The organism is Amycolatopsis sp. NPDC043887 (assembly GCF_056435665.1).
Genome location: NZ_JBWKEB010000016.1, coordinates 140,739 through 167,266, shown reverse-complemented (window position 1 = coordinate 167,266; position 26,528 = coordinate 140,739). Strand labels below are relative to the sequence as shown.

General features: G+C 68.8%; 25 protein-coding genes and 1 pseudogene. 15 read left to right on the top strand and 11 right to left on the bottom strand.

The genetic code is table 11. The features are described 5' to 3' along the window. The first annotated feature begins 105 nt into the window (after nt 1-105). The 5 genes from AC069H_RS34595 (at nt 106) to AC069H_RS34575 (ending at nt 5,797) form a co-directional block, all read left to right on the top strand. Nucleotides 106-1,194 (top strand): hypothetical protein, encoded by a 1,089-nt coding sequence (locus tag AC069H_RS34595; RefSeq protein ID WP_478235136.1) that lies wholly within the window; start codon nt 106-108, stop codon nt 1,192-1,194. Next, the gene (locus AC069H_RS34590) at nt 1,194-2,348 is read left to right on the top strand and encodes a toxic anion resistance protein (RefSeq protein WP_478235135.1); all 1,155 of its coding nucleotides are present in this window, start codon (nt 1,194-1,196) and stop codon (nt 2,346-2,348) included. The genes AC069H_RS34595 and AC069H_RS34590 overlap by 1 nt, the downstream gene beginning before the upstream one ends. Further along, nucleotides 2,345-3,970 carry a substrate-binding domain-containing protein gene (locus tag AC069H_RS34585; RefSeq protein ID WP_478235134.1) on the top strand — a complete coding sequence of 542 codons (1,626 nt, stop codon included), beginning with the start codon at nt 2,345-2,347 and terminating at the stop codon, nt 3,968-3,970. Before AC069H_RS34590 ends, AC069H_RS34585 begins: the two co-directional genes overlap by 4 nt. Continuing rightward, nucleotides 3,967-4,563, top strand: a complete 597-nt coding sequence (locus AC069H_RS34580; protein ID WP_478235133.1) for a hypothetical protein — start codon at nt 3,967-3,969, stop codon at nt 4,561-4,563. Before AC069H_RS34585 ends, AC069H_RS34580 begins: the two co-directional genes overlap by 4 nt. 130 nt (nt 4,564-4,693) lie before the next feature. After that, nucleotides 4,694-5,797, top strand: a complete 1,104-nt coding sequence (locus tag AC069H_RS34575; RefSeq protein ID WP_478235132.1) for a peptidase inhibitor family I36 protein — start codon at nt 4,694-4,696, stop codon at nt 5,795-5,797. Nucleotides 5,798-6,082: 285 nt separating this feature from the next. On the opposite strand, the gene AC069H_RS34570 is transcribed toward AC069H_RS34575, so the two are convergent. Both AC069H_RS34570 and AC069H_RS34565 read right to left on the bottom strand, forming a co-directional pair. Next, a complete protein-coding gene (locus AC069H_RS34570; RefSeq protein ID WP_478235131.1) occupies nt 6,083-6,877 on the bottom strand; it encodes an LmeA family phospholipid-binding protein in 795 nt (264 codons plus the stop codon). 45 nt (nt 6,878-6,922) lie between these two features. After that, a complete protein-coding gene (locus tag AC069H_RS34565; RefSeq protein ID WP_026467456.1) occupies nt 6,923-7,177 on the bottom strand; it encodes a hypothetical protein in 255 nt (84 codons plus the stop codon). Nucleotides 7,178-7,352: 175 nt separating this feature from the next. On the opposite strand from AC069H_RS34565, the gene AC069H_RS34560 reads away from it, so the two are divergent. Beyond that, a complete protein-coding gene (locus AC069H_RS34560) occupies nt 7,353-8,057 on the top strand; it encodes a class I SAM-dependent methyltransferase (RefSeq protein ID WP_478235130.1) in 705 nt (234 codons plus the stop codon). A gap of 25 nt (nt 8,058-8,082) precedes the next feature. Here the strand turns inward: AC069H_RS34560 and AC069H_RS34555 are convergent, their stop codons facing one another. Further along, nucleotides 8,083-8,673 carry a maleylpyruvate isomerase mycothiol-dependent enzyme family protein gene (locus tag AC069H_RS34555; protein ID WP_478235129.1) on the bottom strand — a complete coding sequence of 197 codons (591 nt, stop codon included), beginning with the start codon at nt 8,671-8,673 and terminating at the stop codon, nt 8,083-8,085. Nucleotides 8,674-8,680: 7 nt separating this feature from the next. Further along, nucleotides 8,681-10,150, bottom strand: coding sequence for a M20/M25/M40 family metallo-hydrolase (locus tag AC069H_RS34550; protein WP_478235128.1), 1,470 nt, complete (start codon nt 10,148-10,150; stop codon nt 8,681-8,683). 86 nt (nt 10,151-10,236) lie between these two features. Here AC069H_RS34550 and AC069H_RS34545 point away from each other — a divergent pair, with 86 nt between their 5' ends. Continuing rightward, a complete protein-coding gene (locus AC069H_RS34545; protein WP_478235127.1) occupies nt 10,237-11,400 on the top strand; it encodes a HEAT repeat domain-containing protein in 1,164 nt (387 codons plus the stop codon). A 100-nt stretch (nt 11,401-11,500) separates the two neighbouring features. Here the strand turns inward: AC069H_RS34545 and AC069H_RS34540 are convergent, their stop codons facing one another. Beyond that, a complete protein-coding gene (locus tag AC069H_RS34540) occupies nt 11,501-12,694 on the bottom strand; it encodes an HNH endonuclease signature motif containing protein (protein WP_478235126.1) in 1,194 nt (397 codons plus the stop codon). A 118-nt stretch (nt 12,695-12,812) separates the two neighbouring features. Between AC069H_RS34540 and AC069H_RS34535 the strand changes: the two genes are divergently transcribed. Further along, a complete protein-coding gene (locus AC069H_RS34535) occupies nt 12,813-13,262 on the top strand; it encodes a hypothetical protein (RefSeq protein ID WP_478230503.1) in 450 nt (149 codons plus the stop codon). 126 nt (nt 13,263-13,388) lie between these two features. Here the strand turns inward: AC069H_RS34535 and AC069H_RS34530 are convergent. Further along, nucleotides 13,389-13,532, bottom strand: a pseudogene (locus tag AC069H_RS34530) (hypothetical protein); the annotation flags it as partial. A gap of 283 nt (nt 13,533-13,815) precedes the next feature. Here AC069H_RS34530 and AC069H_RS34525 point away from each other — a divergent pair. Continuing rightward, complete coding sequence (locus AC069H_RS34525; protein WP_478230504.1) at nt 13,816-14,388, top strand: RNA polymerase sigma factor; 573 nt, start codon at nt 13,816-13,818, stop codon at nt 14,386-14,388. After that, entirely contained in the window at nt 14,381-15,265 is an 885-nt protein-coding gene (locus AC069H_RS34520) for a CU044_5270 family protein (protein ID WP_478235125.1), read from the top strand. Before AC069H_RS34525 ends, AC069H_RS34520 begins: the two co-directional genes overlap by 8 nt. Nucleotides 15,266-15,470: 205 nt before the next feature. Here the strand turns inward: AC069H_RS34520 and AC069H_RS34515 are convergent, their stop codons facing one another. After that, a complete protein-coding gene (locus AC069H_RS34515; protein WP_478230506.1) occupies nt 15,471-15,881 on the bottom strand; it encodes a hypothetical protein in 411 nt (136 codons plus the stop codon). A 140-nt stretch (nt 15,882-16,021) separates the two neighbouring features. Beyond that, nucleotides 16,022-16,618, bottom strand: a complete 597-nt coding sequence (locus AC069H_RS34510) for a TetR/AcrR family transcriptional regulator (protein WP_478230507.1) — start codon at nt 16,616-16,618, stop codon at nt 16,022-16,024. A 94-nt stretch (nt 16,619-16,712) separates the two neighbouring features. Here AC069H_RS34510 and AC069H_RS34505 point away from each other — a divergent pair, with 94 nt between their 5' ends. From AC069H_RS34505 to AC069H_RS34495, 3 genes are read left to right on the top strand one after another with little or no spacing between them, the layout of a single operon-like run. Further along, nucleotides 16,713-17,939, top strand: a complete 1,227-nt coding sequence (locus AC069H_RS34505) for a metal-dependent hydrolase family protein (RefSeq protein ID WP_478235124.1) — start codon at nt 16,713-16,715, stop codon at nt 17,937-17,939. Continuing rightward, on the top strand, nt 17,936-18,790 hold the full coding sequence (locus AC069H_RS34500) for an alpha/beta hydrolase (RefSeq protein WP_478235123.1): 855 nt from the start codon (nt 17,936-17,938) through the stop codon (nt 18,788-18,790). Before AC069H_RS34505 ends, AC069H_RS34500 begins: the two co-directional genes overlap by 4 nt. Then, complete coding sequence (locus AC069H_RS34495) at nt 18,780-20,078, top strand: NAD(P)/FAD-dependent oxidoreductase (protein WP_478235122.1); 1,299 nt, start codon at nt 18,780-18,782, stop codon at nt 20,076-20,078. Before AC069H_RS34500 ends, AC069H_RS34495 begins: the two co-directional genes overlap by 11 nt. A 3-nt stretch (nt 20,079-20,081) precedes the next feature. Here the strand turns inward: AC069H_RS34495 and AC069H_RS34490 are convergent, their stop codons facing one another. Further along, complete coding sequence (locus AC069H_RS34490) at nt 20,082-20,546, bottom strand: VOC family protein (protein ID WP_478230511.1); 465 nt, start codon at nt 20,544-20,546, stop codon at nt 20,082-20,084. A 49-nt stretch (nt 20,547-20,595) separates the two neighbouring features. On the opposite strand from AC069H_RS34490, the gene AC069H_RS34485 reads away from it, so the two are divergent. Beyond that, a complete protein-coding gene (locus tag AC069H_RS34485) occupies nt 20,596-21,612 on the top strand; it encodes an NAD-dependent epimerase/dehydratase family protein (protein WP_478235121.1) in 1,017 nt (338 codons plus the stop codon). Between the two features lie 17 nt (nt 21,613-21,629). On the opposite strand, the gene AC069H_RS34480 is transcribed toward AC069H_RS34485, so the two are convergent. After that, on the bottom strand, nt 21,630-23,981 hold the full coding sequence (locus tag AC069H_RS34480) for a helix-turn-helix transcriptional regulator (RefSeq protein WP_478230513.1): 2,352 nt from the start codon (nt 23,979-23,981) through the stop codon (nt 21,630-21,632). Then, nucleotides 23,978-25,123 (bottom strand): molecular chaperone DnaK, encoded by a 1,146-nt coding sequence (locus AC069H_RS34475; protein ID WP_478235120.1) that lies wholly within the window; start codon nt 25,121-25,123, stop codon nt 23,978-23,980. Before AC069H_RS34475 ends, AC069H_RS34480 begins: the two co-directional genes overlap by 4 nt. Nucleotides 25,124-25,418: 295 nt before the next feature. On the opposite strand from AC069H_RS34475, the gene AC069H_RS34470 reads away from it, so the two are divergent. Next, the gene (locus AC069H_RS34470; protein WP_478230515.1) at nt 25,419-26,504 is read left to right on the top strand and encodes an IniB N-terminal domain-containing protein; all 1,086 of its coding nucleotides are present in this window, start codon (nt 25,419-25,421) and stop codon (nt 26,502-26,504) included. Nucleotides 26,505-26,528: the final 24 nt, after the last annotated feature.

Genomic DNA, 26,528 nt, shown 5'->3' with positions numbered 1-26,528 from the left:
ACGACTTCTTTCGTTCATCGATCGTTCACTTCGAAATGGCTCACTCGCGCGTCAAAAGAGTCGAACGGGCTGAAAGATCGAGCTGGTGAACGAGGGGGTGGGCCGGTGAAACGCCGTCTGTCGATCGGCCTGGCAGTGGTGCTGCTGCTGGCCGTGGTCGCCGTGATCGTCTGGGGCCGGGACGGTGACGAGAACACCGCGCAGGGGGCGGATCTCACCACGGTGCGGGGTGTCATCGGATCGGAGAAGCTGGCCTTCTTCTCCGACAAGCGGGTGGCGGACGCGTTCGCCCGGCACGGGCTGAAGGTCGAGGCCGACACCGCCGGTTCTCGGCAGATCGCGAGTATGGACCTCGGGAAGTACGAGTTCGCGTTCCCGTCCTCGTCACCGGCCGCGCAGCGGATCCAGCGCGATCACAAGGTGACTGGCGTGCACACGCCGTTCCAGTCGCCGATGGCGGTCGCGACCTTCGAGCCGATCGTGAACCTCCTGAGCGCCGACGGGACCGTGCGCAAGGGCGCCGGGGATTACCAGGTGCTCGACATCGCGAAGTACCTCGAACTGGCGCAGAAGAGCACGCGCTGGGACCAGCTTCCCGGCAACACCGCCTTCCCGGCCCGCAAGAACGTGCTGCTCACGACCACGGACCCGCGCGAATCGAACTCGGCGGCGATGTACCTGTCGATCGTCTCCTTCGTCGCCAACGGGAACAACGTGGTCAGCACGCCGGAGGCCGAGGCGAAGGTGCTGCCCGCGGTGTCGAAGCTGTTCATCGACCAGGGCTACACGCAGAACAGCACCGAAGGCCCGTTCGAGGACTACCTCGCGGCGGGGATGGGCAAGACGCCGATGGCGCTGATCTACGAGTCGCAGTTCGTCGACAGGCTGGTCCGTGCCGACGGTTCGATCCGGCCGGACATGCGCCTGCTCTACACGGCGCCGACGGTGTACTCGAAGCACACGCTGGTCCCGTTGAAGCCGAACGGCGACCAGGTGGGCAGGCTGCTGGCGACCGACCCGGAACTGGGGAAACTCGCCGCCACCTTCGGCTTCCGCACCGGGGATCCGCGCTTGTTCGCCGACGTCGTCGCCGCGGCCAAGGCGCCGGTGCCCGCGGATCTGGTGGACGCCGTCGAGCCGCCGTCGTTCGAAACGCTGGAGCGTCTGCTCGACGCCGTGAAGAAGCAGTACTGATGGACGATTTCACGCTCACTCCACCCGAACCGGTGGAGGCGATCCCGGCCGAGCGGGCAGCGGGCCTGGTCACCCTCGCGCCGGAGGTCCACGCGGAGGTCGCGAAGCGCGCCGAAGACTTCGCCCGCCGCCTCGAAGCGCTCGACGTCCGATCGCCGGAGTTCACCCGGGTCCTGGACGAACTGCTCGCGGTCGGCGAGTCCGACATGCGGGCGGCCGCGACCGTCGCCGGCGCGCTGCTGGACCGCTCGACGCGGGCGCTGGCGGAAATCGGCTCACCGCAACAGCAGGCAGCGGTCAGCTTGGCCGGGCTCCGGCGGACAGTGGCGGAGATCGATCCGGCGAAACTGCCGATCACCGGCCGCAAACTGATGGGGATGATCCCGGTCGCGGGCAGCGCGAAGAAGACGCTGGACCGCTACCGCGCCGCCAACGAGCCGGTGAACGCGCTGGTACTGGAGCTGCGTGCGCGGCAGGACGTCCTGCGGCGGGACAACGCCGCGCTCAAGGGCGAGCGCGAGCGGTTGTGGGCGACGCTCGGCAAGTTGTCGGAAGCGGCCGCGTTCGCCGAAGCCGTCGACACCGCGGTCGAACGCCAGGCCGGGATCTTCGACTTCACCGACCCCGCGCGAGCCAAGTCGCTGAGGGCCGACGCGCTGCATCCGATCCGGCAGCGGCACCAGGACCTGCTGACCCAGCTCGCGGTCAGCGCGCAGGGCTATCTGGCGCTGGATCTGGTGCGGCGCAACAACGACGAGTTGATCCGCGGGATCGAGCGGGCAGTGTCGACCACGGTCGCGGCGCTACGGGTCGCGGTGCTGGTGAGCGGGGCACTCGCCGGTCAGCGGGACGTCCTCGACGAGGTCCAGGCCGTGCAGGCCACCACCGACGGGCTGCTCAGGGCCAACGCGGAGATGCTGGAACTGCGCAGCGCCGAGATCCAGCGAGCGGGCAGTGATCCCGCGGTGGCGGTGGAGACGATCCGCGAGTCGTTCGAGCGGATCTACCGGAGCATCGACGCGATCGACGAGTTCAAGGCGGGGGCCGTCTCGACGATGGCGGCGACTGTGGAGGCACTGTCGGGGGAGATCCGGCGGGTCGAAGACCATTTGCGCCGCTCTCACGAGACGGCGACGGCCGAGGGGGCATCGTGAAACGCTGGGCGGTCTTGGCGGTCAGCGCGGTTTGCGCGCTGTCACTGGTTTCGTGCGATTCGAGCGAAGGCGGGACGCAGAACCTGGGGGAGGCCGAGCCGGGCACGTTGCGGGTGCTCGCGGGCAGCGAACTGGCCGACCTGCGGCCGCTGCTGGAACAGGAGGCGGCCGCGACCGGGGTCAAGGTGAAGTTCCAGTTCACCGGCACGCTGGAGGGCACCGAATCGCTCGCGAACGGCAAGGTGGACGGCCAGTACGACGCCGTCTGGTTCTCGTCGAACCGCTACCCGGCGGCGGTTCCGGAGGCCGCGAAACGGCTGGGTGAGCAGGTGAAGATCATGAGCTCGCCGGTGGTCCTCGGTCTGTCGGCGTCGTCGGCGCAGCGGCTCGGCTGGACCGGACGGCCGGTGGGCTGGGGCGAGATCGCCGAGCAGGCCGGGAAGAAGGCCTTCACCTACGGCATGACCGATCCGTCGGCGTCGAACTCCGGTTTCTCGGCGCTCGTCGGGGTGGCGTCGGCGCTCGCGGGGGCGGGCAACGCGGTCGACGCGCGGCAGATCGCTTCCGTCACCCCGAAACTGACCGAGTTCTTCAGCGCGCAGGCGATGTCCGCGGGCTCGTCCGGCTGGCTTTCCGAGGCCTACCAACGACGGGCGACCGGCGAAGATCCCGGCAAGAAGGTCGACGGCCTGATCAACTACGAGTCCGTCCTGCTCTCGATGAACGCGAGCGGGAAGCTTCCCGAACCACTGACGCTGGTGTACCCGTCCGACGGCGTGGTCACCGCGGACTACCCGCTGACGTTGGTGCGGAGCGCGAATCCCGACGCGCGGGACGCGCACCGCAAGCTGGCCGAGCGGCTGCGGACGCCGGACACCCAGCGCAAGATCGTGGAGACCACGCAGCGCCGTCCGGTCGTGCCGGGTGTCCAGCTGGGGCAGCAGTTCGCGCGGAAGGACCTCGTCGAGCTGCCGTTCCCGGCGACGCAGCAAGCGGTCGACGCGTTGCTGGGCGCCTACTTCGACAAGATCCGGCGGCCGTCGCGGACGCTGTACGTGCTCGACACCTCCGGCTCCATGGCGGGCGACCGGATCGAATCACTGCGCACCGCGCTGATCGGGCTGACCGGCGCCGACGGTTCGCTGACCGGCCGGTACCGCCGGTTCCGCAGCCGTGAAGAGGTCACGATGCTGCCGTTCGACACCGTGCCCGGCAGCCCGGAGACGTTCACCGTCCCGGAAGGCGATCCACAACCCGCGCTGGACAAGATCAAGCGATTCGCCGAGGGCCTCGACGCGAACGGCGGTACGGCGATCTACGACAGCCTCCACCGCGCGTACGACATCATGGGACCTTTGGTCGCGCGCGACCCCGATCGGTTCACCTCGATCGTGCTGATGACCGACGGGCAGAACGCGAACGGCGCCAAGTTCTCGGACTTCCAGCTGAGGTTCCCGTCGCTGCCGGAGGCCGTGCGGCAGATCCCGGTGTTCACCGTGATCTTCGGCGAAGGCGACTCCGCCGAACTCGGCGAGGTCGCGAAACGCACCGGTGGCAACGTGTTCGACGCGCGAGGCGACGTCCTGCCCAAGGTGTTCCAGGAAATCCGCGGGTACCAGTGATCGGGTACCTCGGCTCCACGAAGAACCTGGCCGGCTGCGTCGGCGGGCTGATCGGGCTCGCGCTGTACCTGACCGGCGTCGTCGGCGGATTGTGGCCGCTCGTCGTCGCGGGGCTGTACGCGGTGTTCGCCCTCCTCGCGCCGCCAGAGCGGGTCCGGCTGGTCTCGGCGGACGCCGTCGCCGAGGCCGGGCAGCTGCGCGCTGACCTCGACTCGCTGGTAGGCAAGGTGACCGCGCGGGCGCAGCGAATGCCGGAGTCCTCTGTGGACGGTGTGCGGCGGATCGCCGAGGTGCTCGACGAACTGCTTTCGCGGCCGGAACGGTGGGCGGCCAACCCGGACGTCCAGCACGCCGTCACCCGGTTGGCGCGAACCGATCTGCCGCTGTCGGTGGAGACCTACCTGAATCTGCCGTGGTGGTTCGCCGCCAAACGCCGGGCCGCCAGTGAGCCGAGCGCGTCCGATGAACTCCTCACGCAACTGGAACTGCTGGAGACCGAAGCGCATCGCATCGCCGAGCGGTTCTACGCGGGCGACGTCCATCGGCAGGCCGACCACACGCGCTATCTGCGCGAGCGCGGCGAATCCGGCTGAGAGTCCCGATCATCGGCAAGCGAAGACACGTCTGCCGGTCGTTCTGCATGGGCATGCCGATCTTCCCGTGGTGAACTCGGGAAGCCGATCCGACCGTGGTCGGTTTCCGTCTTCCCCAGGGAGTTCAGACGTGCACAAGTACAGACTCGGGGCGGCCTTCCTGGCCGCTGTGGTGATGTGTCTCGCCGGCGGTGTCCCGGCGAACGCCGAGGAGCGCGGCGAGCACTGCGTCGCCGACACGGCGACCGGAGTGATCCGGTGCTTCGACAGCGTCGGAGATTCCCTCGCCGCGGCGTCGGCAGGCGAGGTCGGCGCGTCCGCGACGGTGATCAGCGTGCTCTACGAACACGGGAACTTCGGCGGCGCGAGCCTCACGGTCACTGGATCGCCGTGCGTCGAGGGGACCAACCAGAACCTCGGCTTCCTCGGTGCCTGGAACGACAAGATCTCCTCGTTCCAGACCTTCAACAACTGCTACATCACGATGTACGAGCACGCCGAATACCAGGGCGGCTCCCAGGAGTGGTACGCCAACGACAGCGGCAACTACGGGTCGAACATGAACGACAAGGGCAGCTCCGTGGTGTATTCGCGCGGGCCGTCCCGCGCCGAGCTGCTCAAGGACTGCGGCAACGCGACCAAGACCTGCAACGCCCACGTCGACCAGCGCGGTCAGGACTTCTACGGCAACTGGGGCCGGGTCGACACGGTGTTCAACTGCAGCGCCAACAAGATCACCCAGGTGATCGGCAAGCGGGACACCCGCAGCGGGAAGAACACGGTGTCGAACGAGATCAGCGTGAGCGCGGGCTTCAAGTTCCTCGTCGACTGGTCGGTCGCGTACAAGCGCACGTGGGGCCAGGAATGGGGCTGGGAGACCAGCGAGAGCGTCGAAACCCGGATCGAGGTCAACCCCGGCTACTGGGCGGGCCTGGACCGCTCACCGGTGATGCGGGTGGCCAGCGGCTCGTACGACATGTGGTACGACAAGCGCAGATGGGGCCACCACCAGTGGTACGTCTGGAACTTCAGCGGTGAGGGCCCGGCGCCCGGTGTCGTGGGCCAGACCCGGACCGTCGGCAAGAAGATGACTTCGGACGAGAAGAAGAAGGTGTGCGGGAAGTCGGCCGGTCTCGTACGGTCGTCCGCCGGAACGCAGGCGGAAAGCGCCGCCGCGACGTCGGTGCCGTCGGTGCCCGCGGTGCGTGTCGCGGAGGGGCCGCTGCACAGCTAGTTCGGCAGTGGTCACCATGGTCGTGAGTGGTGATTCGGATTCTTGAGGGGTGAAGGCAGATGTGGCAGATTGCGAAAGCCACTTTCGCAACGTCTGAAAGCGGTTTTCGCAACGTCAGCTGAAGTGGCCGGCCCAGGTGGTGGTGAAGGCCTCCTTGCCTACCCTGAAGGTAGGGAAGGAGGCCTTCGCTACGCCTCCACCGGGGTCACGAGCGGATCGCCCACCGCACCCGCCACGTTTGCCTTACCCCTCAATAGAACCCGAATCGTCATTCACGACCAGCCGTCAGCGGCCGCCGAGTCCCGGCAGGGTCAGCGTGGCCACCGCCGTCGTCACCCAGCCCAGCAGATCGCCGAGCGGGATGGTGGACAGCTTTTCCGGCCATTCCTCCGCCAGCGCGTGCAGGACAAGGTGACCGTCGTGCGCCTCGACCGCGATGAGCCGGATCCCTTGCGGAAGTTCGGGCAGTGGCAGGACGATCGGCTTGAGGCGGGACGGCGGGCCGAACCGTCGGCGTCCGATGTGGACGGACATCGGCCGGAGGACGACGGCGTCGTCCTCCACAGTGGACTCCAGGGCGAGATGTCCCCAGCGGGGCCGCTTCTCCCAGCGGACGTGGAAATGCCCGTCCTCGCCGGGGGTCACGATGATGCCCGGCCGGACCTCGGCGACGCGCGCCTGGAGAACTTCCGGTGACACCCGGATCGCCATCTTCACCTGCTCGGGGATGGCGGCCGGGGACGGGAGCGAGCGGAGACGGACGTTCGACGCCAGCACGGTGATGCGTTCGAGCGGCGTCTCCGGCCAGTCGACGTCCTCGACGACGATGCGGACGTCGCCGATCCTGCCGGTCGCGGCCAGGCTGAGGCTGTCGGCCTGGTAGTCGAGCCCGGTCAGGGTGAGCCCGACGTCGTGCCCGTCCACCTTGGCCGTCAGCCGCCGCCCGACCAGCTGTTCGGTGACGGTCTTCAGGATCGCGGCCGGGGTCACGGGCACATTGGGCAGCAGCGCCCGCCCGGCGGCGGCCAGGCCGAACAGCTCGGGAAGCGGGTTCAGGTCGAACCATCTGCCGTCGCTCATCCGTCCAGTGTCGCCGAACGGGACGCCGATCGCCGCCGCAGGGGGTCAGCGGGCCGCGAAACGGGCGATCACACCCGCCAGGATCACCCAGAACGCGGCGGCCAGACCGTAGTCGAGGATGACCGCGAGATTCGGGTCACTCACCGGGAAGAGTCCCGGCCAGAACAACGCCAGCGGTTTGGCCAGTGCCTGGATGAAGATGAAGAAACCGTTGCCCGCGTTGGCTCCCGCGAGCACCATCACCATGTACAGCAACTCGATGAAAGCGAACACCGCGCCGATGCCGGTGATGACCCGCACGGCGGTGTTGCTCCTGCTGGTGGTTCGCCATCTGGACATACCGGAAATGTTCCCGGGCTCCGTCGTGGCAAACGCTTCAGGTGCCAAGTTGCGCCGATCGGCCGTACCTCGCCCACTGCTCGGAGGCGTCCGGTGACGGAACGCCGTCTCGCTGATATCGATTATCATTGTCACTGTGACTCTTGGGGATTGGAACGACCGCTGGGAACGCCTCATGGCGAAGTACCAGCCAGGACGCGAGCGGGCGATCGAGCGGATGATCGACCTGGTCGCGTCGCGCTGTGACGGTCCGGCGCCGCGGGTGCTGGACGTGGGTGGCGGCACGGGCACGCTCTGTGCTCGTCTGCTCGAGCGCCTTCCCGGGGCGGAGGTCACGCTGGTCGATCTGGATCCGGTGATGCTGACGATCGCCGGTGCGTCCCTGCCGTCCTCGGTGGAGGTGGTCCGGGCCGACTTGCGTGACCCGGACTGGGCCACGCACCTGCCGGATGGCGGCTACGACGCCGTTCTGGCGGTCATGGCGTTGCATTACCTGCCGCCCGGGCGGCTGACCGAGTTGTACGCCGAGCTCGCCGGGCTCGTGCGGCCGGGCGGGTTCGTGGCCACTGTGGACGACATGCCGGACGTGGAGGTCGCGGCGTCCCCGAGCGACGGCGGCGAGAATCCCTGGGGTGCTTGGTGGGAGCAGGCCGCGGTGGATCCGGTGCTCGGTCCCGCGGTGCTGGAACGGGCCCGGTTGTTCGGCGATTCGCCTTCGGCCGAATGGCATCCTCCGGTCGCGTGGCACCTGCGCGCCTTGGGAGCCGGGCCGGTCGAGGAACCCGTCGTGGCTTGGCGAAACGGTATTCAAGCCGCCGTGGTGGCCGTCAGGCCTCGCTGAACGGCGCCGTGCTCTCCCGGCCGCTTCAGGCGTCCAGAGGCGGGCCGCGCCACTGCCAGCCGGCGCGGGAGGGCCGCCCGGGGAGGCTCGCCCGATCGGTCGCCCACAGCAACGCCGTCCATGGATCGACGCCGGCGGCGTCCACCTCGGGGAACATCCGCGCGAGCACTCGCGAACAGACGTCGCGCGGGGGATCGAGGGTGACGTCGAGTCCTCTGGCCATGTCCTCGCCGTGGACCAGGACCTCGACACAGCCCATTCCGGCGAAACCCTCGAGGTCGGCGCGGCCGCTCGGGTGGTACGCGCGGACGTCCGGGGCCACCGTGCGGAGGGTGGCGCTCAGGATGCCGCCGCCTACCGTGACGAATTCCAGCATCTCCGATGGAGTCGCGGCCCGGTCGGCGACGGCTTCGAAGCAGACGAAACGCGGCGTCGACGGCCGGGCGATCAGCAGTCCCGCGTAGGAGATGAGGCAGTCGCCGAGATGCTCGGCCGTGCGCCAGGCGTTGAGTTCGCCGGTGCCCGGCGCGGCCGGCCAGTCACGGCCCGACGCCTCGCGCAGGCTGTCCGTCACGCTCGCGATCGCCGCGTCGAGGTCGTCGGGGATGACTGTCATCGTGGCATCAGCTCAAAGGTGTCGGGAACGCGACCGGACCGCGGCGGCCGTTCTTCCCGACCGCGCGCACACCGAAGAACACGTTGTCCTTCGACAGATCCACTTTAGCCTCGGTCCTGTCGCCGACCTTGATCGCGTGCGTCCAGTCGGCCGCCGTCGTCTCCCGCCAGACGACCTCGTAACCGGCGAGATCCGGGTCCGTCCCGCGCCGCCACACCAAATCCGTGTCGTTCGTAAGCTGGTTCGTCCGGATTCGGACGTCTTCGGGGGTGCCCGGCGCGGTCGCCAGCGACCACATCGTCGCGGCGTTGACCCGCGCGACCCTGGCGATGAACGGGAAGTCGCAGAACTCCGGCAAATCGCCGAACCGCTTGCCGTTCTCCACCCGGACGTCCTGGTGCTGGTGCGCGTAGTCCTCGTGCGGTTCGGTGAACCGCGCGGCCGGATATCCCTGCTCGAGGAACGGGATGTGGTCGCCACCCCGGAGGTAGCGGTCTCGCCGGTGGATCACCCGCACGGTCATACCGGTCGCCTCGTTCTCCGCGACCGACCGCACGAACCGCGCCAGCTGGCGGGAGGGCGAATCGTTCTCCCCGCCGACCGCGCGCCGGATGTCGGCCTGTGCCGGGGTCTCCGACGTCGGCACGCCCTCGGCGAACAACCGGATCGTGCGCGGATCCCTCGTGCCGTCGTCCGCCCGGCTCGAACCGACGATGTCGTTGGTGAACATCGCCTGCACGTTCGTGCCCGCCGCCTTGTACAGCGTGGCCATGTGCCGCGCGCCGAACAGGCCTTGCTCCTCGCCCGCGACCGCCGCGAACACGATGGTCGCCGCCGGGCGGCGAGTGGCGAGCACCCGGGCGAGTTCCATCGCGACGGCCACTCCGGAAGCGTCGTCATCGGCGCCTGGAGCGTCCTTCGTCGCGTCGAGCGGATCCGAACACCGGGAGTCGTAGTGGCCCGACACGACGTAGACCCGTTCGGGGGTGGTGGAGCCGCGCAACGTGGCGACGACGTTGGTGATCGTGGTGGCCACCGGGATCCGGGGCGGGGCGGGCTGCTGGAGATACGACTGCAGTTCAACCGTCATCCTGCCGCCCGACCGCTGTGCGGATTTCGTCATCTCCGCGAAGATCCAGTCGCGGGCGGCGCCGATTCCTCGGACGGGATCGGTCTGCGAGGACAACGTGTGCCGGGTTCCGAAGGCGGCGAGTCTGCGTACGGTGGCCTCGATGCGGTGTTCGTCCATTTCTCGGAGGATCGCCCGGAGTTCCGCGTCGGGGCGTTGCGGAGAGAGGCGTTCGCCTGGGCCTCGGACTTCTGGTTCTTCGGGGCCGGCTGGAACATCAGCGAGGGCAGGGGAAGACAGGGCAGTGGTCGACAGGGCAGTGGTCGACAGGGCGGTGGAAGACAGGGCGGCCGCCGAGAGCGCCGCCGAGGTGGACAGGAAAACTCGTCTGGACCTTTCCTCAACCATTCTCTTGTTCCTACGCGCCTTGTGGTCGGGCGTCTACCCGCGAAAAGGATGAGCGCGGTGGCCGCGAGATGAGGGAGGATCACCGGGTGATCTTCGGGAGAAAGAAGTCCGTGGCCGAGGCGCTCCGGGAAACGCTGGAGAGCCGGGGGCGCAGTGCGGACGTGCTCGTCGACGCGCTCGTGCGCGTCGACAAATCCGGCGATGCCGCTGAAATCGCGGCGGCCTTCGAGAAAATCACTGAGACACCGGCCCTCATCGCGACACTCGACGAGTACTGGCGGTACGAGCGGACTCTTGATGACGTCGCCTTGCCACTCAGGACCGGCAAGGCAGGGCTGCTGGCAATCGCGATCGCTGCTTCGCATCACAACGGTCGGATCCGGGAACTGGCGGTCACGAGACTGCTGGCGAAACCGCGCCCGGAGACACTTCCTTTCCTGCTGGTGCGCATGACGGACTGGGCATCGCCGGTCAGCGACGTCGCCCGCGCGGGTGTCGTCCGGCTGCTGCACGATGATCCGGCGACCTACCTGCGGCCGGCTGCCGAAACGATGCTTCACCTGGGGCGCCGTCGCCGCGGCGGTTTCGGCGTGCGACAGCTGTACGCGGCTGCTTACGACGTTCCCGTGGCGGTGCTCGAGCAGCTGATGGGCTCGGTGAACTCCGCGGTGCCGAGGTTCGCGTTCGAGGTGCGAACTCGGCGTGGCGATTTCAAACTCGACGAGCTGATCGGGCTCGCCCTGACGCATTCCGACAAGGGCATCCGTGTACGAGCCGGTGAGACCGCCGCCCGCGACGCCGTCTGGACAGGTCGCGTGGACGTTCTGCGCAAGCTGGCCGCCTGTCGCCACGGCGAAGTACGGATCAGCGCGCTGACCGGACTCGCGCGTCTCGGCCATTGGGAGGAGATCGCCGGTCTGCTGGACGACCGTTCCACGCTGATCCGGGCGCTCGCACGGGATGCCGCCCGGCGTACGGGCGCCGACGCCGTCGCTTGGTACCGGTCCGCTGTGTCTGGGGTAAACCCTTCTCTCGGAGCCATCGCGGGACTTGCGGAGGCCGGGCGGGCAGAGGACGGGCAGCGGCTGTACCCGTTGCTGAGGCATCCCGTGGCCAGGGTGCGTGCTCAAGCCGTTGGGGCACTTCGGATTCTGGATGCCGTTCCGGTCGATTCGGTGCGGTCGATGGTCGAGGATCCTTCGCGGAGGGTGGTCAGGGCGGCGTTGAAGGCGTTGGAGACACGGGCTTGATGTTCGCTGCCCTCGGGCGTCGAATGACGGGCCGCGAGTGCCTCGGACGAGCGTGTGGGGAGTCCTCTCAGCGTTGTTCTGCGGCCATCCGTCTCCGTGCTCAGACTTGAGGTTCGTCGTCTTCGGGATCCGCGCGTGGTTCGTGGAACGGCTCGGGCGCTGTCTCGTAGGTATGACCGCTCGGCGTGGTGATGATCATGCCGCCGTCGCCGGTGGGCACGGCCGACCACCCGGGTTCCTCTCGAAGCAGGTTGTGGCCTTTGCAGTAACTGTGGCAGTCGTGCTGGTTGGTCTTGCCGTCGCGAGCCCAAGAGGTGATGTGGTCGATCTCGGAGAATTCGGCAGGCCGGTGACAGCCCGGTTGCGTGCACTCGCGATCCCGCGCTTTGATCAACCGTGCCAAGGACGCCGGTGACCGGTATTTGTCGGCGCCGGCTTCGAACAGCCGGCCTGTGGCGGAGTCGGTGATCAGCCGCGACCAGGTCGAGCCTGGGGCGGAAGCGATCTCGCGGACCAGCCAATCGGGGATGGGTCCGTACCCGGCGAGTGCCGCGGGGTCGTTGCGCGCGCCGGCCAGTGTCAAGAAATCGACATAGACATGGATATGCGCACGCGGCTTGCCGTGTCCGTCCTCAGCCAGCAGGCGTTCGGCGAAGATATCGGCGCGATGCTGGTCGAGGGTGCGGGATTTGTCGTTGTTCCGCCGGGCTCGCGCGGCTCGGCTCAGCGACGCGTAAACGGAACTGGCGACTTCCGTGGGAAGATGGCCGGAGAGCGTGGACATGGTCTCGTCGTGGTGTTCCAACGAGATATGCCGCAACGCGCGTTTCTTGGCGGCTCGTTCGCGATAGCCGTCAGGATCGAATTTCTGCACGGCGTGACTCACCGAGCCCCGGATCGCGCCAGGATCGCGATCGGCGAGACGTCCGGTCAGCCAGGCGTCGACCTGCGCCGCGACTTCGTCCGATACTTCCCGTGTCAGTTGCATGACCTTGGAAGCCTTGTACAGGTCGATATCGCCACGCTCCAACGCCGCCAGTGTGTTCGGCAGGCGAGCGACAAGAGCACAAGAGGTCTCGACGAGCAGGAACGCGTGATTGCGGGTGACCGAGAAGCGCAAGGCGACCTCCTCGGTCACAGATCTTCGTGATCCACCGCGAGCGGCGAAGTCGGCTAACGCTCGCACCTGACGTCCCTGTGTCCGGCGAAGTGAAAGCTCTTCGTCGAACGCGGTGTCAAGAAAGCGAGCGGCCTTCGGGTTATAAGGGAGAGTTGTGGTCATGCCCATGATCATACTCGAACCTACGTTCGAATGCGATCGCGAGCGTGATCGGATTTACGCGGAGAGTGAACGGGACTTTCGTGCAGTCGGAACGCCACCGACGGCCCGGCTCGCCTGCTTGAATAACTGAGTGAGCGAGGACTATCCGAGACTGCTGGAAGACCGGGAAGTGCTGGTGGCGCGGGGCGCCGAGCGACGACAAGCGAGGCTGCGGGGCTGGCTGGACGGCTACGACGGGCCACGGCCGCTCTATCGGATCGAGCTGTTCCTCGACGGTGACCGGTATACGGCCACCGCCATGGACATGTTCGAGTCTCTTGTCCGGCTGCGTCGTCAGCTGGAGCCTGGGGGTTGGGCGATCGCCGTTCAAGGGGCCCGCCGCGATACGTACCCGAGCGGGATGTGCAGGGATATGGGCGGCGGTTCGCGGATCTACGTCATGCGGACCGGCCACAAGGCTTCGGAAGCCGACCTGGTCGCCACGCTGGCCGATGCCGAGCTCGACCGGATCGCAACTGTCGCGGAACAGGAGACCTGTCACGCCGAATGGCGGGAAGCGGCCACAGGCCGCCGACTCTGAGCGCACGTGACGTCGTCGGCTCACGCCGCTGGGCGGTGCAGGAAACCGGTACGAGCCAGTCGCCAGTACCTTGATCCCTCGGGTGATTCGCGACGATTGCTCTCCGGGCTCGATCGTCAAGTCACCGGTCGCGGCCCAGCCGGTCGGGGTGAAACCTCTGGAGGGTGACCCGCGGCCGCACCTGGCCGTACTGATGGGACGCATCGATTCCAGCTCTCTTTCGAGGCACTTCCAGGTTCGGACTCCGTCCCAGCCTCGCTGGTCATCCATGTGCTGCTGGAAGAACTCCGCCTAGCTCGGCAAGCAAGAACTGTGGCGGACCACCTTCGGCGGCATCGGCTGTCAGCTGCAAAAGTCGTGGTCGGAGCAAGCCGTGCCTGGATCACGTTCGCGTCATGGCGGTTCAGACGCTGAGGCCACACCGGATGGGAGCCGTGACATGACGGCGCGGGCGGCACGTCACAGCCGGGCGGGAAGAAGAAACCGGCCGTCGGCGAAGTGGTGGTGAAAGCTGACTGCAGACGGGAAGGACCCACATGTCAGAGGCGGGCACATGACAGCGGGAACGGGCGAGCAGGTGACCGATGCCGACCTGGCCGCCCGGTTGCCGCAGGACCCGGAACTGTTCACCGAAGTGCACGATCGCTACTTCGCGGCCATCTACCGGTATGTGGCCGGACGGCTGGACGCGCAGACCGCGGAGGACATCGCCGCGGAGACGTTCCTCGTCGCGTTCGACCGACGCGGCGCGTTCGACGCCGAACGCGGTGAGGTGCGGGTCTGGCTGTTCGGTATCGCCACGAATCTGGTGGCCAGGCACCGCCGCAGGGAGGCTCGCCACTATCGGGCGCTGGCACGGGTGAGCGTCGCACCGGCGGTCGAGGGGCACGAGAGCAGGGTGGTCGCGTCGGTGGCCGCCAGGCGGCTGCTTCCTCAGCTCGCGAACGCGCTGTCGCGGCTGTCCGCCGGGGAACGGGACGTGCTGCTGCTCGTGGCGCTCGGCCAGCTCGGGTACGAGGAAGTGGCCGCGGCGCTCGGTATCTCCTCCGGCACGGTCGGTTCCCGGCTCAACCGTGCACGCAAGAAGCTCAACTTCATCCTCACCCCGGAGGCACTCGATGAATGACCTGCAGACGCTGCGCGCCGCGCTGGCCCTGGACGAGCCGTCCCAGGACGTGGTCGACCGCAGCCGGCACCGGCTCCAGAACCGGATTCGCGGTGGCCGGACTTCCCGGCGGCGGACCGGATGGCTGGTCGCGGGAGCCGGACTCACGGCGGCCGCCGCGGCCGCCGCGGCGATCGCGGCCATGCCGGCCGCACCGGTCGACGGTCCGCCGGTGCGAACGGTCACTGGGCAGGAGATCCTGCTCGCGGCCGCCACCGCCGCTGAGCGTTCCCCTGAGGGGGCCGGCACGTACTGGCACGTGAAGATGACCGAGGCGGAGGGCTCCGCTGCTTCGAGTGGGTATGAGTACTGGATCAAGCCGGACGGTCAGTCGTGGATGCGGGGAGCGAAGACGGGAGGCAAGGTCACACCGGTGAAGGCGCTTTCGACCACCCCGTTCTCACTGGTCGCCGTCGATCTGACCCTCGAGCAGTTGCGTGCCCTGCCGACGGACCCGGGCGCGTTGAAGGCCTGGATCGCCGAGGCCCTCGAGCGCAGCGACGCCAGGACGAGCGCGGGTGAGCTCACCGCGAGCGACCGGGAACAAGCCGGCTTCCAGTCGTTGATCTCACTGGTGTCCACCCTGCCGGCCACGCCGGAGGTCCGGGCCACGGCCTTGCGCGTGATCGCCGAATATCCAGGTGTCGAAAACCTCGGCACGGTGCCGGGCGGGCTGGGACTGTTGCTGCCCACGGGCGAGCGGCTCGTCGTCGATCCGGCGACCGGACGGGTGAACGGGACGTCGGTCTTCGTCACCATGGACGGGGCGGTGTACAAGGTGGCCGACCCCGCCGGCGCCAGGATCGACGCCGAGTGGACCGACACCCTGCCCGAATAGCGGGCCGGTGGCCGGGGGGCATGTCCCGCTCCCGGCCACTTGCGTGCGGTGGATGCGGGAAGTCCGGCGGTTCGAGCCCGAGCGGCGTTCAGGACGTCCGCACTCCGCGGTGAACCAGCACGACGACCGCGCTGGGCGTTCAGCGCGGTCCTCACGGTCAGAGGCAATGATGGGTCGTTCCCGGCCGGCCCTGACCTGGAAGTTGTTACGCCCCTTCAGAACCGGGGTCGCCGCCTCGGTCCCAGAGCGCGTAGAACGTAGCTCGGGAAACAGGTGTGAGGCCGGGGTCGAGTGCCTGGTCGGTGAGCCCGCCGGTGTCATCCTCGATGTTCCGCCACCAGTAGCGGTGAACAGCCCCGGAAGAATCCTGCTCGATCTGCTTGATGGCCACGGTCTCGTGGTCGACCGCGATCGCCTCCCACAGCCGGCGGGCTCCTTCGTCGACCAAGCCTTCGTGGTCCACGTACTCGTAGTACTGGCGAGGCTCGGAACCCTCGTCCAACGCCCGGTACCACGCGACGCTCGCCCGGAACGCGGATTCGGTCTCCGGTGGCCAGTGTCGTTGTGCTGCCAGACGTCGGTAGTGCGTCTCCACGTCCGCCGGAAAGTCGGTCACGGCCAGAGTGTGCCGGTGTACCGAGCCGGGCGCATCCGGGCACGCGGGAGACCGCGCCGGCCTTCTTTGTCGCGCAAGCATTTCCCGACTGGATCGACGCGGTGCGGGGATCACCCGCCGTCTCCCGCCCCTGAGCCTGCTCAAGGCCCCGGACATGTCCGTGGGACGGATCGGCCCTTGCTCATGCGCAGGATCAAAGCGACCGCGGCCTCCGAGTGGCCTGCCGGAGTCAGGACCTCCTGGAGGAGAAGGCCACGCATCGCGGCAATGGTGACGGTGGCCAAAGTCAGCGCTTCCTCGGCGTCGAGTCCTTCGCGTTCCGCGAGCGAGGCCAGCATCTTGGTCAGGTCGTCGAGCGAGTCGATGAACTCGCGAAAGTCCTCTGGGCTGTACGCGGCCAGACCTACGACGTGGAAGAAGCCGCGGACACGCGACAGCTGCTCCGGACGGGTGTAGGCCCGCCAGGTCGCCACGACGAAGTCGTCGAAGGTGCCCCGCTGGGCGGCCTCGAAAAGCACCTCGTTGTCACGAGATCGCTGCGCCTTGAGCATGGCTGCCAACACGCCCGGGAGCGACCCGAAGTGGTATCGCAAGAGGGCGTGGCTGGTCCCGGCCCTGGCGGCGATCTCACGGAGCGACACCTCCGGCGCGGGAAGCGCCTCGTCGAAGGCGTCGAGAAGCCGAGCCAGGAGACGCTCGCGTGCGTCGCCCTTGCGTTCCGCGCTTGACAAGATCACTCCCACAGTTTATCCATTGGAAAAGAAGCGCTGACGGTGCCGTGTCGCGTCACACATGGTCGCAGCCGGCTCGCAACGGCGGAGGGAACGACTCGTGGGACGTGTTCAGGTGGTCGGCGCGGCGGTCCTCGACGGATCGGGTCGCGACCCAGCCGACGTCGACGTCAGCATTGAAGACGGTCATATCGCCCACGTCGGTGCCTCCGTCGCACACGGCGAGCGCCTGGATGCCGGAGGCCTGACGATGACGCCCGGCCTGATCGACGCTCACGTCCACTTGGGCTTGTCGAGCCCGATCCAGCCGCAGTTCTCGTTTCGGATGAGCGCCGCCGAGCTCGCGGCGGACATCTTCGCGACGGCCGGCGCGGCGCTCGATTCCGGGTTCACCACCGTTCGGGACACCGGCGGGATCGACGGCGGCCTCGTCACCACGATCGCCAAGGGCAAGGTCAGGGGGCCACGCGTCCTGTCCTGCGGACCGGTTCAGTGCCAGATCGGTGGGCACGGCTACTACGGAGCCGACTGGGAACCCACCGAGCTGTGGAGCAGCCATCACGTTCCGGGTCTGTGCGCCCTGTCCATGATGTCGGGCAACGCGGACGAGCTGCGGCACAACGTGCGCGAAGCGTTCCGTCGCGGAGCCTCCTTCCTGAAACTCTGCGTGACCGGCGGCGTGGTCGGGGCGCACGACCGGCTGACCGACACCCAGTTCACCGTCGAGGAGATCGCCGTCGCCGTCCAGGAAGCCGCGGCGCGGGGCACCTACGTGACCGTTCACGCCCACAACAACGACGGCATCCGGAACGCGGTCGAGGCCGGGGTGCGCTGTGTCGAACACGGCACCGACCTCGACGAGTCCACGGCCACCCTGATGGCCACTCGCGAGGTCGCCCTCGTGCCCACGTTCGCCGTCGTCGAGCAACTGCTGCACGACACCGCTGGCGCCGGCCTCGACGAATCGACCCGCGATCGTGTGCTGGGTGTTCGCGAGCGGATGACCGAGGCGCTCGCTGTCGCCAAGGAGGCCGGAGTGCGGATCGGGCTCGGTTCCGATCTCATCGGTCCGGCTCAGCACCGTCGAGGTGAGGAGCTCAGGCTGCGCGCAAAGCTCGAAACACCGATGGAAGCTCTCGTGGCGGCCACCAAGACCAACGCCGAGATCCTCGGACTGTCCGGCCAAGTCGGTGTCATCGCGCCCGGCGCGCAGGCAGACCTCGTGTTGTGGAACGGCAACCCGGTCGAAGACCCGGAGCTGTTCGCTGATCCCGCCAATGCCGTCCTCGTTCTCAAGGCCGGCCGAGTCGTGAAGGACCTTCGATGAGCACTATGTGGCACGGCTGTCTCGCCGGCACCGACTACTTCGAGATGCGCTCCAGCGGTGGGCACGACTACGGCGTCTGGGTCACCACACCACCGGGCTACGACCCCGCCACGACGCAAGCGCCTGCCGTGTATGTGCTCGACGGCAACTGGGCCGTGGGCATGACGGCTCCGCTCATCGTCACCCAGGCGGACCCCATGCAACGGATACAGCCCTACATCCAAGTCAGCGTCGGCTACGCAGGCGAGGAAGCACAGCACTGGGATCGGCTGCGCAACAGGGACCTCGTGCCACCCGGCGAGCCGATCGCCAAGGAGCTCATCGATGCCGTGGAGATGGGAGTTCGAGCGGGCGCGAGGACCCGGGAGGAATCCGATGCCTACCTCGCCGAACTGCGCGACACCCACGCCGATGCGTTCCTGGGCTTCCTCACCGCGGAACTGCACCCGCGGATCGAACGCGACTACGGCACAGCCACGAGCGGTCACGGGCTTTTCGGCTACTCCTACGGCGGCCTGTTCAGCCTCTACACCTGGCTCACCGGTTGCACGCTCTTCGAGAGCATCGGAGCGGGCAGCCCCGGCGTCGCCAGTGAAGACAGCCAGATCTTCGCCCAACTCCAAGAGCTGGGGGACAGGCACCATGCCACCCAGCTGCATGTGACCCTCAACGAGCGAGAGCTGCTCGGGGACCTGGCCATCTACCAAAACCTCACGAAGAACACGGCCACCGTCCTGCACCGCCTCTCCTCACGCGGCGGAGCGGTCACCAGCGCGGTCCTGCGCGAAACGCACGTGACCGGGCTGCAGGCTTCGTTCCTCAGCTACCTCAGGACCTGCCGTGCCCGGTAAGCGCCCGAGTGCCGACGTGGTCGTGATCGGGACAGGGGTGATCGGTTCGTCGATCGCCCTCGAGCTCGCCCGGTCGGGGTACCGGGTCATCGCGCTCGATCGGGCCGCGGGGGCCGGACAGGGGTCGACCTCGGCATCGAGTGCGATCGTCCGGTTCAATTTCTCCACCACCGCCGGGGTGGCGACGGCGTGGGAGGCGCATTTCGGCTGGCTCGACTGGGCAGGCCACCTCGGGCACGATGTCGGCGACCTCGCGATGTTCCGCAAGAGCGGGCTGGTCATGCTGGACGTCGAGGCGGCTCCGCGTACGTCGTGGCTTCCGTTGTTCGATGAGATCGGGGTTCCCTACGAGGAATGGGACAGCGCGACCTTGGCCGAGCGCGTTCCAAGTATCGACGCTGGCCGCTATTGGCCGCCGAAGCGGCTCGACGACGAGGAATTCTGGGAGGACGCGAAACACTCGCTCGGTGGCGTGTACACCCCGGACGCCGGTTATGTCTCGGACCCGGGCCTCGCCGCCGTGAACCTCGCCTCCGCGGCCTCGGCATGCGGGGCGGAGTTCCGCTTCCGCAGCACGGTGACAGCGGTGGAGAAGGCAGGCGGGCGCGTGACGTCGGTGCGACTGTCGGACGGCACCCGGATTCCCTGTGCCGTCGTGGTCAACGCGGCCGGTCCGTGGTCGGGCGCGGTGAATCGCTTGGCAGGCGTGGGTTCCGACTTCACCGTCGGTGTGCGACCGATGAGGCAGGAGGTAGCGCACGTGCCGGTCCCGGAGGGCTATGGAGGGCCCGTGGTGGCGGACATGGATCTGGGCACCTACTTCCGCGGTGAAGGAGGAGAGGGCCTGCTCGTCGGCGGAACGGAACCGGAGTGTGATCCGATGCAGTGGACCGACGACCCGGACGCCGTCGACATCCACCCGACGGCCGCGGTCTTCGAGGCTCAGGTGACGCGAGCCGCGCGGCGGATGCCCGAGCTGGCGGTGCCCAACCGGGCGCGCGGCGTGGTGGGCGTCTACGACGTCGCCGACGATTGGACTCCGATCTACGACCGCACCGATCTCGAGGGCTTCTATCTCGCGATCGGAACGAGTGGCAACCAGTTCAAGAACGCGCCGGTCGTGGGGCAGCTGATGACGGAGCTGATCGACCAGGTGGAGAACGGCGCCGACCACGACGCGTCGCCCGTCCGGTTCCGGGCCCCGCGCACCGGCCTGGAGATCGGCCTGGGTGCGTTCTCCCGTAAGCGCGACCGAAACGCCGCGAACTCGGGCACGGTGCTGGGCTGACCGTCACGGACCGGCGGCCGGGTCGTCGAAGCCGAGTGGCGGCATCGTCGCCGCGTCCTTGGCCCAGGTGTCGCGAAAACCCGGCTGGACCGCGAGATCGACCAGCTCGATCCGGGCCCCGATGCTGTCGAGCCGGTGGTAGGTGAAGGAACGACCGTACGGGCAGGAGTCGAACTCGATCGGCGCGCCTCGATCCGCCAGGCGCTGTTTGTCCGTCATGACGTCCTTGGACCAGTAGCCGATGTGGTCGAAGCGGGAACCGCCGGTCGCATCCCACGGACTGCCGGCGGGTCCTTGGATCACCTCGAAGAACGGTGGCCCGTCGGTCGAGAACACGATTTCGTAGTCCCAATCCCCGAGGGTGCCCGCACGGACCGGACTCCAGGTCACACCGAGAGTGCGGGTGAGGTCCTCGGTCGCCTGTCCGATATCTCGGACGACGAAGCACAGGTGATAGAAGGCGTTCACCCGTCCTGTCTATCAACCCTCAGCGGACGAAGGGCGTTATCGTTGATCGATGTCGCACGCGGTCGTTCTCGGTGGGACCGGGCTGATCGGTCGCGCCACAGCACGCCGGTTGCTGGCCGCCGGTTGGGAGGTGACCGTTGTCGGCCGGGACTCCTCGCGTATGCCCGAGGACATCGCGGTCGCGGGCGGCCGGTTCGTCGCCGGGGACCGCGGCGAACCCGGCAGCCTCGCGGCGGCGCTCGGTGCGGGGGCGGATCTGGTGGTCGACTGTCTGTGCTTCACCGCCGCACACGCCCGTGATCTGCTGCCGCTGCTGGACGATGTGGGGTCCACGGTGATGATCTCCAGCAAAGCCGTGTACGTCGACTCGGCGGGCAACCACGTGAACTCGGCCGTCGCGCCGGTTTTCGACGGGCCGATCCGCGAGTCGCAGCCCACCATGGCCCCACGCGAGGATGTCGACTACCGCACTCGCGACGGCTACGGCGCCAACAAGGTGGCCGCGGAACATGTCCTGCTCGACAGCGGATACCCGGTCACCGTTCTGCGACCGTCCAAAGTCCATGGAGAGGGGTCGGCCAAGCCCGGCGAATGGGTGTTCGTCAAACGCGTGGCCGACTGGCGCGAAGTCCTTCTCCTGTCCCGCGGTGGCCGCGGCGTCGACCACCCGAGTGCGGCCGGGAACATCGCCGCGCTGATCGAAACCGCCGCGGAAAGCCCGGGCAGGCGTGTCCTCAATGCCGCGGACCCGGACGCACCCGACGCCCTGGACATCTCGAGAACCGTCGCGAAACACCTCGGCCATCGGTGGGAGGAAGTGCTCCTCGACGACCACGCCCCCGCCGGACTCGGCCGGCACCCCTGGGACCGTCTACCGGGTATCCGGCTGGACATGTCCGCGGCCGGGCGACTGGGCTACCGGCCGGTCGGCGACTACGCCGCCACCGTGACCGCCGAGCTGGACTGGCTGGGCTCCACCGATCGGCTCCCGGCAGGTTTCGACCACGACTATTTCGCGCCGATGTTCGACTACGCCGCGGAGGACGCCTACCTCGCGGAGCGATAGGCAGGCCCGAACCCGCCTCAGCCCTCGCCCGCGGGGAGCAACTCCCGCAGCATGGCCAGCAGCTCCCGCCGGTCTCCGGCGCCGAGTTTCCCCCGGATCCGCGCCATGTGGTGCTCCACGGTCTTCCCCGAGATGAACAGTTTGCTCCCGGCCTGCTTGTACGTCAGCCCGTCGACGACCAGCCGGGCGACCTCCAGCTCCCGTTCACTCAGCGCGCTCAGCCCGGTGGGCGCGGCGGGCTCCGGAGCGCGCCCTTGGAACTGCCGCGCCGCTTCGAGCAGCTGGACCATCGCTTTCCGGTCCGAGGTCCGGATCGCCGCCTGCCCGGCCAGCCGGGAAGCGTCCCAGCAGAGCCCGAGTTCGTGCAGTTCCGAAGAGGACGCGGTGATCGCCTCGGGATCGACGGTTCCGGTCAGGACGGCGAGCCAGCCGGTCGCGGCGGCGGCGAGTGCGGCCGGATAGCGGCCGCAGGACGCGAAGTCGTTGAGCGCGGCCAGATGTTCGCCCGCCGACGCGTGATCTTCGACGGTGATGGCGGCGTGAAGTTCATGCCAGCGCAGGGTGGCTGTCCACAGTGGAGGGTTGCCGAGCGCGTCGAGTACGGAGTGCGCCCGTTCCAGCTGGCCCGCCAGTTTGGCGCCCGCGCCGCCCCGAGCGGCCGCGATCGCGAGTTCTCCCAGTGGCAGCAACGAATACAGGTCCGGCTGCTGCCGCATCGAAGCCTGGTACGCCCGGTCCCAGGAGCGTTGCAGACCGGGAAGATCGCTCGCTCGCCGCGCCAGCCCCAACTGCAGGGTGGCGGCGAAAAGTTCGTCTCGTGCTTCGAGACCGTCCGGCGGCATCAGCGCCTCGGCGGCCGTCTTGAGGTCGCCCGCGGTCATCGCGACCCAGCCGAGCAGCAGCCGGTGCCGTTTCGCGAGCAGATCACCGCCGATCCGCCCGTCCACCGCGCGTCTCAGCACCGACTCGGCCAGCGCGAGTTCGCCGGAATGCAGGCCCACCAACGCCGCGAGGGCCGCCGGGCTGTCCGGGAGCGGCGCCGGCGCGCCCGCCGATTCCAGCATCGAGGCCGCGCCCAGCAGGGCCGACAGCGTCTCCGCGCCGCAGCCGGACACCGAATCGGTGACCGCCCGCGCCATCCGTGAAGCGGCGCCCGCGAACAGGGTCGGGACTTCGGGAGTCTCCAGCACGCCTCGGGCGGCTTCGAGATTTCCGGTGCCCAGCAACGCGATCGCGGCCAACGCCTTCGAGCCCGCCCGGCCGGACCATTGGTACAGCTCCGCGCTGTGCGCGAGTTCGCCGCGATGCGCCAGCACGGTCGCCGCCACTTCGGCGCCCGCGGCCCTGGCGTCCGTATCCGATGTGCTGCCGAGCATGCCGTCGCCGAGCCGGAGCGCGGTGTCGAGGTCACCGGCCAGCGCCGCGGCGTGCGCCCAGCCGACGGTGAGCGCCGCGCCGCGCCCACCGGCCTCGGACGCGGCTTCGTAGAACCGCGCCGCGAGTTTCGTGTCGTCGGACATCGCCTCACGGGCGGCCGCCTCGAAGGCCGCCGCCGCGCTCGCGCCCGAACTTCCGGTCCCCAGCAGGGAACGAGCGAGCTCCAGCACCGGAAGCCCGTCCCGCAGCTGGAGTTCAACCAGCCGCTGCAGCACCGTCAGCCGCCGCCCTGGCGACCCCCAGGTCCGGATGGCTTCGGCGGCGATCGGCAGCAGCACGTCGTCCTCGCCGAGCAGACCGGTCGCCCTGGCACTGTCGAAGACCTCGGGCAGCCCTTCGCGATCGCGGTTCAGCAACGCCGCCAGCAGATCGAGATTCCGGCCCGCGCCCGCCTCCGCCGCGATCAGGTAGCGGTGCACGTCGTCGTCCAGCTGCTCCAGCTCACCGCGGAAGTCCGCGAGCCTGCCGGTGACCGCGCGGAGCACGAATCCCGGGACACCGCCGGTCCTGGCGTGGACGTCCTCCGCCATGGCCACGTCACCTCCGGCGTGCTCGACGAGCCGCCGGACGTCGTCGACGCCGAACGCGCCCAACGCCACCGACCTGCCGAAGGAATCGGCGAGGACGCGCAGGGTCGTCGTCCGCGCCGCCGGCCGGAACGCCAGCACCACGGGTGCCGTGGTTTCTTCGGCCTGGGCCTTGATCTTCGCGATCTCGTCGTCGTCGAGCTGGTCGGCGTCGTCGACCAGCAGCGCTTCGACCCCCGCGTCCGCGTAGTGACGTCCGAGCTGGCCGAGCAGATGGGTCTTGCCGTGCCCGCCGGGGGCGACGACGGTGACCCGCACCGGGAGTTCCGGGGCGGTGGTCACCTCGTCGAGCAGGCGCCGGGCACCCGGATGGATGATGCCGGGCTTGTCGAGCAGTGCGTTCAACAGCGACCTTCGGGGGTGGACGGCGTGGCACCGGGGGTGGGCGGCGCGCACGAGCTCGAAGTGGTGGGAGGGGCTTCGGGACCCTTGTCCGCGGTGGCTTCTCGAGTGGTCAGGGTGAGCAGCAGGGTGGACGCGGCCAGCACCACGACCGCGGCTCCGGCGACGAGAGGCTTGCGCCGGCTGAGCAGTTTCGCCGCCCCGGTGCGTTCTGGCAAGGGGAAGGGGGTGATGTCCACCGGCGGCCGTTCGGGTCGCTCGGTGAGCTCTTCGGGCATGTCGACCCGGGGGAGCAGGGTGGTTTCGATGGTCGCGACGGCGTTCGATCCGGCCCCGCCGGGTTGAGGAACGTCACGTCGCGCAGCGATGTTGGCCGCCCCGGTCGCCACCGTCAGCACCGGGTCGCTCGACGCGAAGAGAGGGCACGGGGTCCGGCCGGGAACCGGCGGGGCTTCGCCGCAGAGCACGATGCCTGCCAGCGCTTGGGGCGGGATCCCGGCGCCGTGCGCGAGTTCGAAGACCTTGCCGACGGCCTCACCGGGCTCGACGCCTTCCACCGTTTTGACCGGCTGCCAGCCGTTCACCCCGGCGGCGGCGATCGTGACCACCGCGCCGTCCGGGCCGAATTCGCAGACACCGGCGGTGACGTCGCCGTGCGGGGCGAGGTACGCGTGCAGGGCGGCGACAGGCGCCGCCACCAGCGCGGCACGGGGGAATCCGGCTTCGGCCAGCGCCCGGCGCAGCAGGTCCCGGCGGAACGAACCCCAGCCGACGGGGTGCGTGAGCACGATGTGGCGCGGTTTCTCGCCGAAGCGTTCGGCCGCTTGATCCACCGCGGCGTCCACGAGGACCGCGCTGAGGGATTCGGGCGGGAACCGTTCACGGCCGACGATCACGGGGACGTCGTCGCCGACCCGTTCGTGGAACCCGGTGAGCAGGCGGGCGGGCGCGGACCGGCCCGCCTCGACCGCGGCGTCCCCGGTGAGCAGGTAGCCGTCGTCGTCGAGGAACACCGCGGACGCCGCCGCCGGGCCGCGCGCGCCGAGCCACGACGGCTCGGGCACGCCCCAGCCGTCGCCGGAGTCCACGCAGGTGGCGGCGGTGGTGCGGGTCGAGGCGATATCGATGCCGAGGACGTAGGGCAACGAGCATCCTCCTTCGCTTGACCAGCCCCTAAGGACCAAATAGGGCCACTCACCTGAACGGCTTGACCCATCCGGGTGAGGGTTGGCATTAAACCCAACCGAGTGCGTCTCGGTTAAGCCCCTAACGCCCTAACGATGTCATACCGATCCCCTATTGGCTGAGTGAGCGACGACCAGGAGTGATCCCCGATGTGCTCAGTGGCACCGGCTCACTAACTTCGGTGACCTGCGCTCAGCCGTGCCCTCCGGCCGCTGTGCCAGCCCCATCGACCTAGACCTCCAGGAGAGTCCTTTCATGGGTTCCGTCCAGACCCTGCACGACTTCACGCTGAACCTGCTGAACGACACCGCGGCCCGCGCGGCGTTCGCCAACGACCCGCAGCAGGTGCTGGCCGACGCCGGCCTCGGTGACATCAACGCCGCCGACGTGCACGAGGTCGTCCCGCTGGTGCTCGACTTCGTCCCGGTCGGCACCGCCACCGACCTCACCGGGAGCACCGCGGCCACCGCCGACAACCTGGCGGGCTTCGGTGGCGTCACGAACGCCGTCAACGGCACCGACGGCGAGTGCGCCGACGGCGTCCAGGGCGCGATCGACCAGCTCACCGCGCTGACCGCCGGCCTGCCGGTCGCCGTCCCCGGTGCCGACGCCCTCCCGGGCCTGCCCGAGGCCGGTCTCCCGGGTGTCCCGGCGGTGCCGGGTCTGCCGGAGCTGGGCCTGCCCGCCGTCCCGGCCGTGCCCGCCGTGGGCGACCTGCCGGTCGACGTCCCGGGCCTGCCCGCCGTCCCGGCGGTCTCCGACGTGACCGACGTGTCGAACGCCGCCGCCGGCGTGACCGCCCTCGCGCAGAACACCGTCGGCAGCTTCGGCCTGACCGGTGATCTTTCGCGTGGCCTCGACGCCGCGTCCCTCGGCCAGGCCGGCGACATCGCCAACGGCGCCGTCGACACCGCGACCGGCCTGGTCCCCGAGGTCCCGGCCGTGGACGCCGTCCAGGTTCCGGCCGTCGACTCGGTGCCGGCCGTCGGCGACCTGAGCAGCGACCTGCCGCGCACCGACGGTGTCGCGGGCGGTGCGCCGGACTTCCTGTCCGAGGTGGGCGACCTGACCAGCACCATCGGTCACGTCGACGTCGCCGACGTCACCACCAAGGTGCACGACATCGCGAACAACTACGGTGACGTCGCCAACAACCACGGCGACGTGACCGGCGAGGTCGCGGGCAACGTGGCCAACGAGGTCGCCAACGTCGCGAACCACGCGGGCGTCACCGAGGTCCACGACACGGTTTCCGAGGTCACCAACACCATCGGCAACATCGGCGACGTCAACATCGGCACTGGCGACATCGCGTCGAACAACGACATCCACATCGGCTGATACGAACATCTTTCAGCTTTGTGT

Excerpts from the sequence above, each read along its gene's own strand:
- AC069H_RS34590 (WP_478235135.1), top strand. The coding sequence starts at position 1,194 with ATGGACGATTTCACGCTCACTCCACCCGAACCGGTGGAGGCGATCCCG.
- AC069H_RS34570 (WP_478235131.1), bottom strand. The coding sequence starts at position 6,877 with ATGAGCGACGGCAGATGGTTCGACCTGAACCCGCTTCCCGAGCTGTTC.
- AC069H_RS34555 (WP_478235129.1), bottom strand. The coding sequence starts at position 8,673 with ATGACAGTCATCCCCGACGACCTCGACGCGGCGATCGCGAGCGTGACG.
- AC069H_RS34550 (WP_478235128.1), bottom strand. The coding sequence starts at position 10,150 with ATGGTTGAGGAAAGGTCCAGACGAGTTTTCCTGTCCACCTCGGCGGCG.
- AC069H_RS34540 (WP_478235126.1), bottom strand. The coding sequence starts at position 12,694 with ATGATCATGGGCATGACCACAACTCTCCCTTATAACCCGAAGGCCGCT.
- AC069H_RS34525 (WP_478230504.1), top strand. The coding sequence starts at position 13,816 with ATGACAGCGGGAACGGGCGAGCAGGTGACCGATGCCGACCTGGCCGCC.
- AC069H_RS34520 (WP_478235125.1), top strand. The coding sequence starts at position 14,381 with ATGAATGACCTGCAGACGCTGCGCGCCGCGCTGGCCCTGGACGAGCCG.
- AC069H_RS34500 (WP_478235123.1), top strand. The coding sequence starts at position 17,936 with ATGAGCACTATGTGGCACGGCTGTCTCGCCGGCACCGACTACTTCGAG.
- AC069H_RS34485 (WP_478235121.1), top strand. The coding sequence starts at position 20,596 with ATGTCGCACGCGGTCGTTCTCGGTGGGACCGGGCTGATCGGTCGCGCC.
- AC069H_RS34470 (WP_478230515.1), top strand. The coding sequence starts at position 25,419 with ATGGGTTCCGTCCAGACCCTGCACGACTTCACGCTGAACCTGCTGAAC.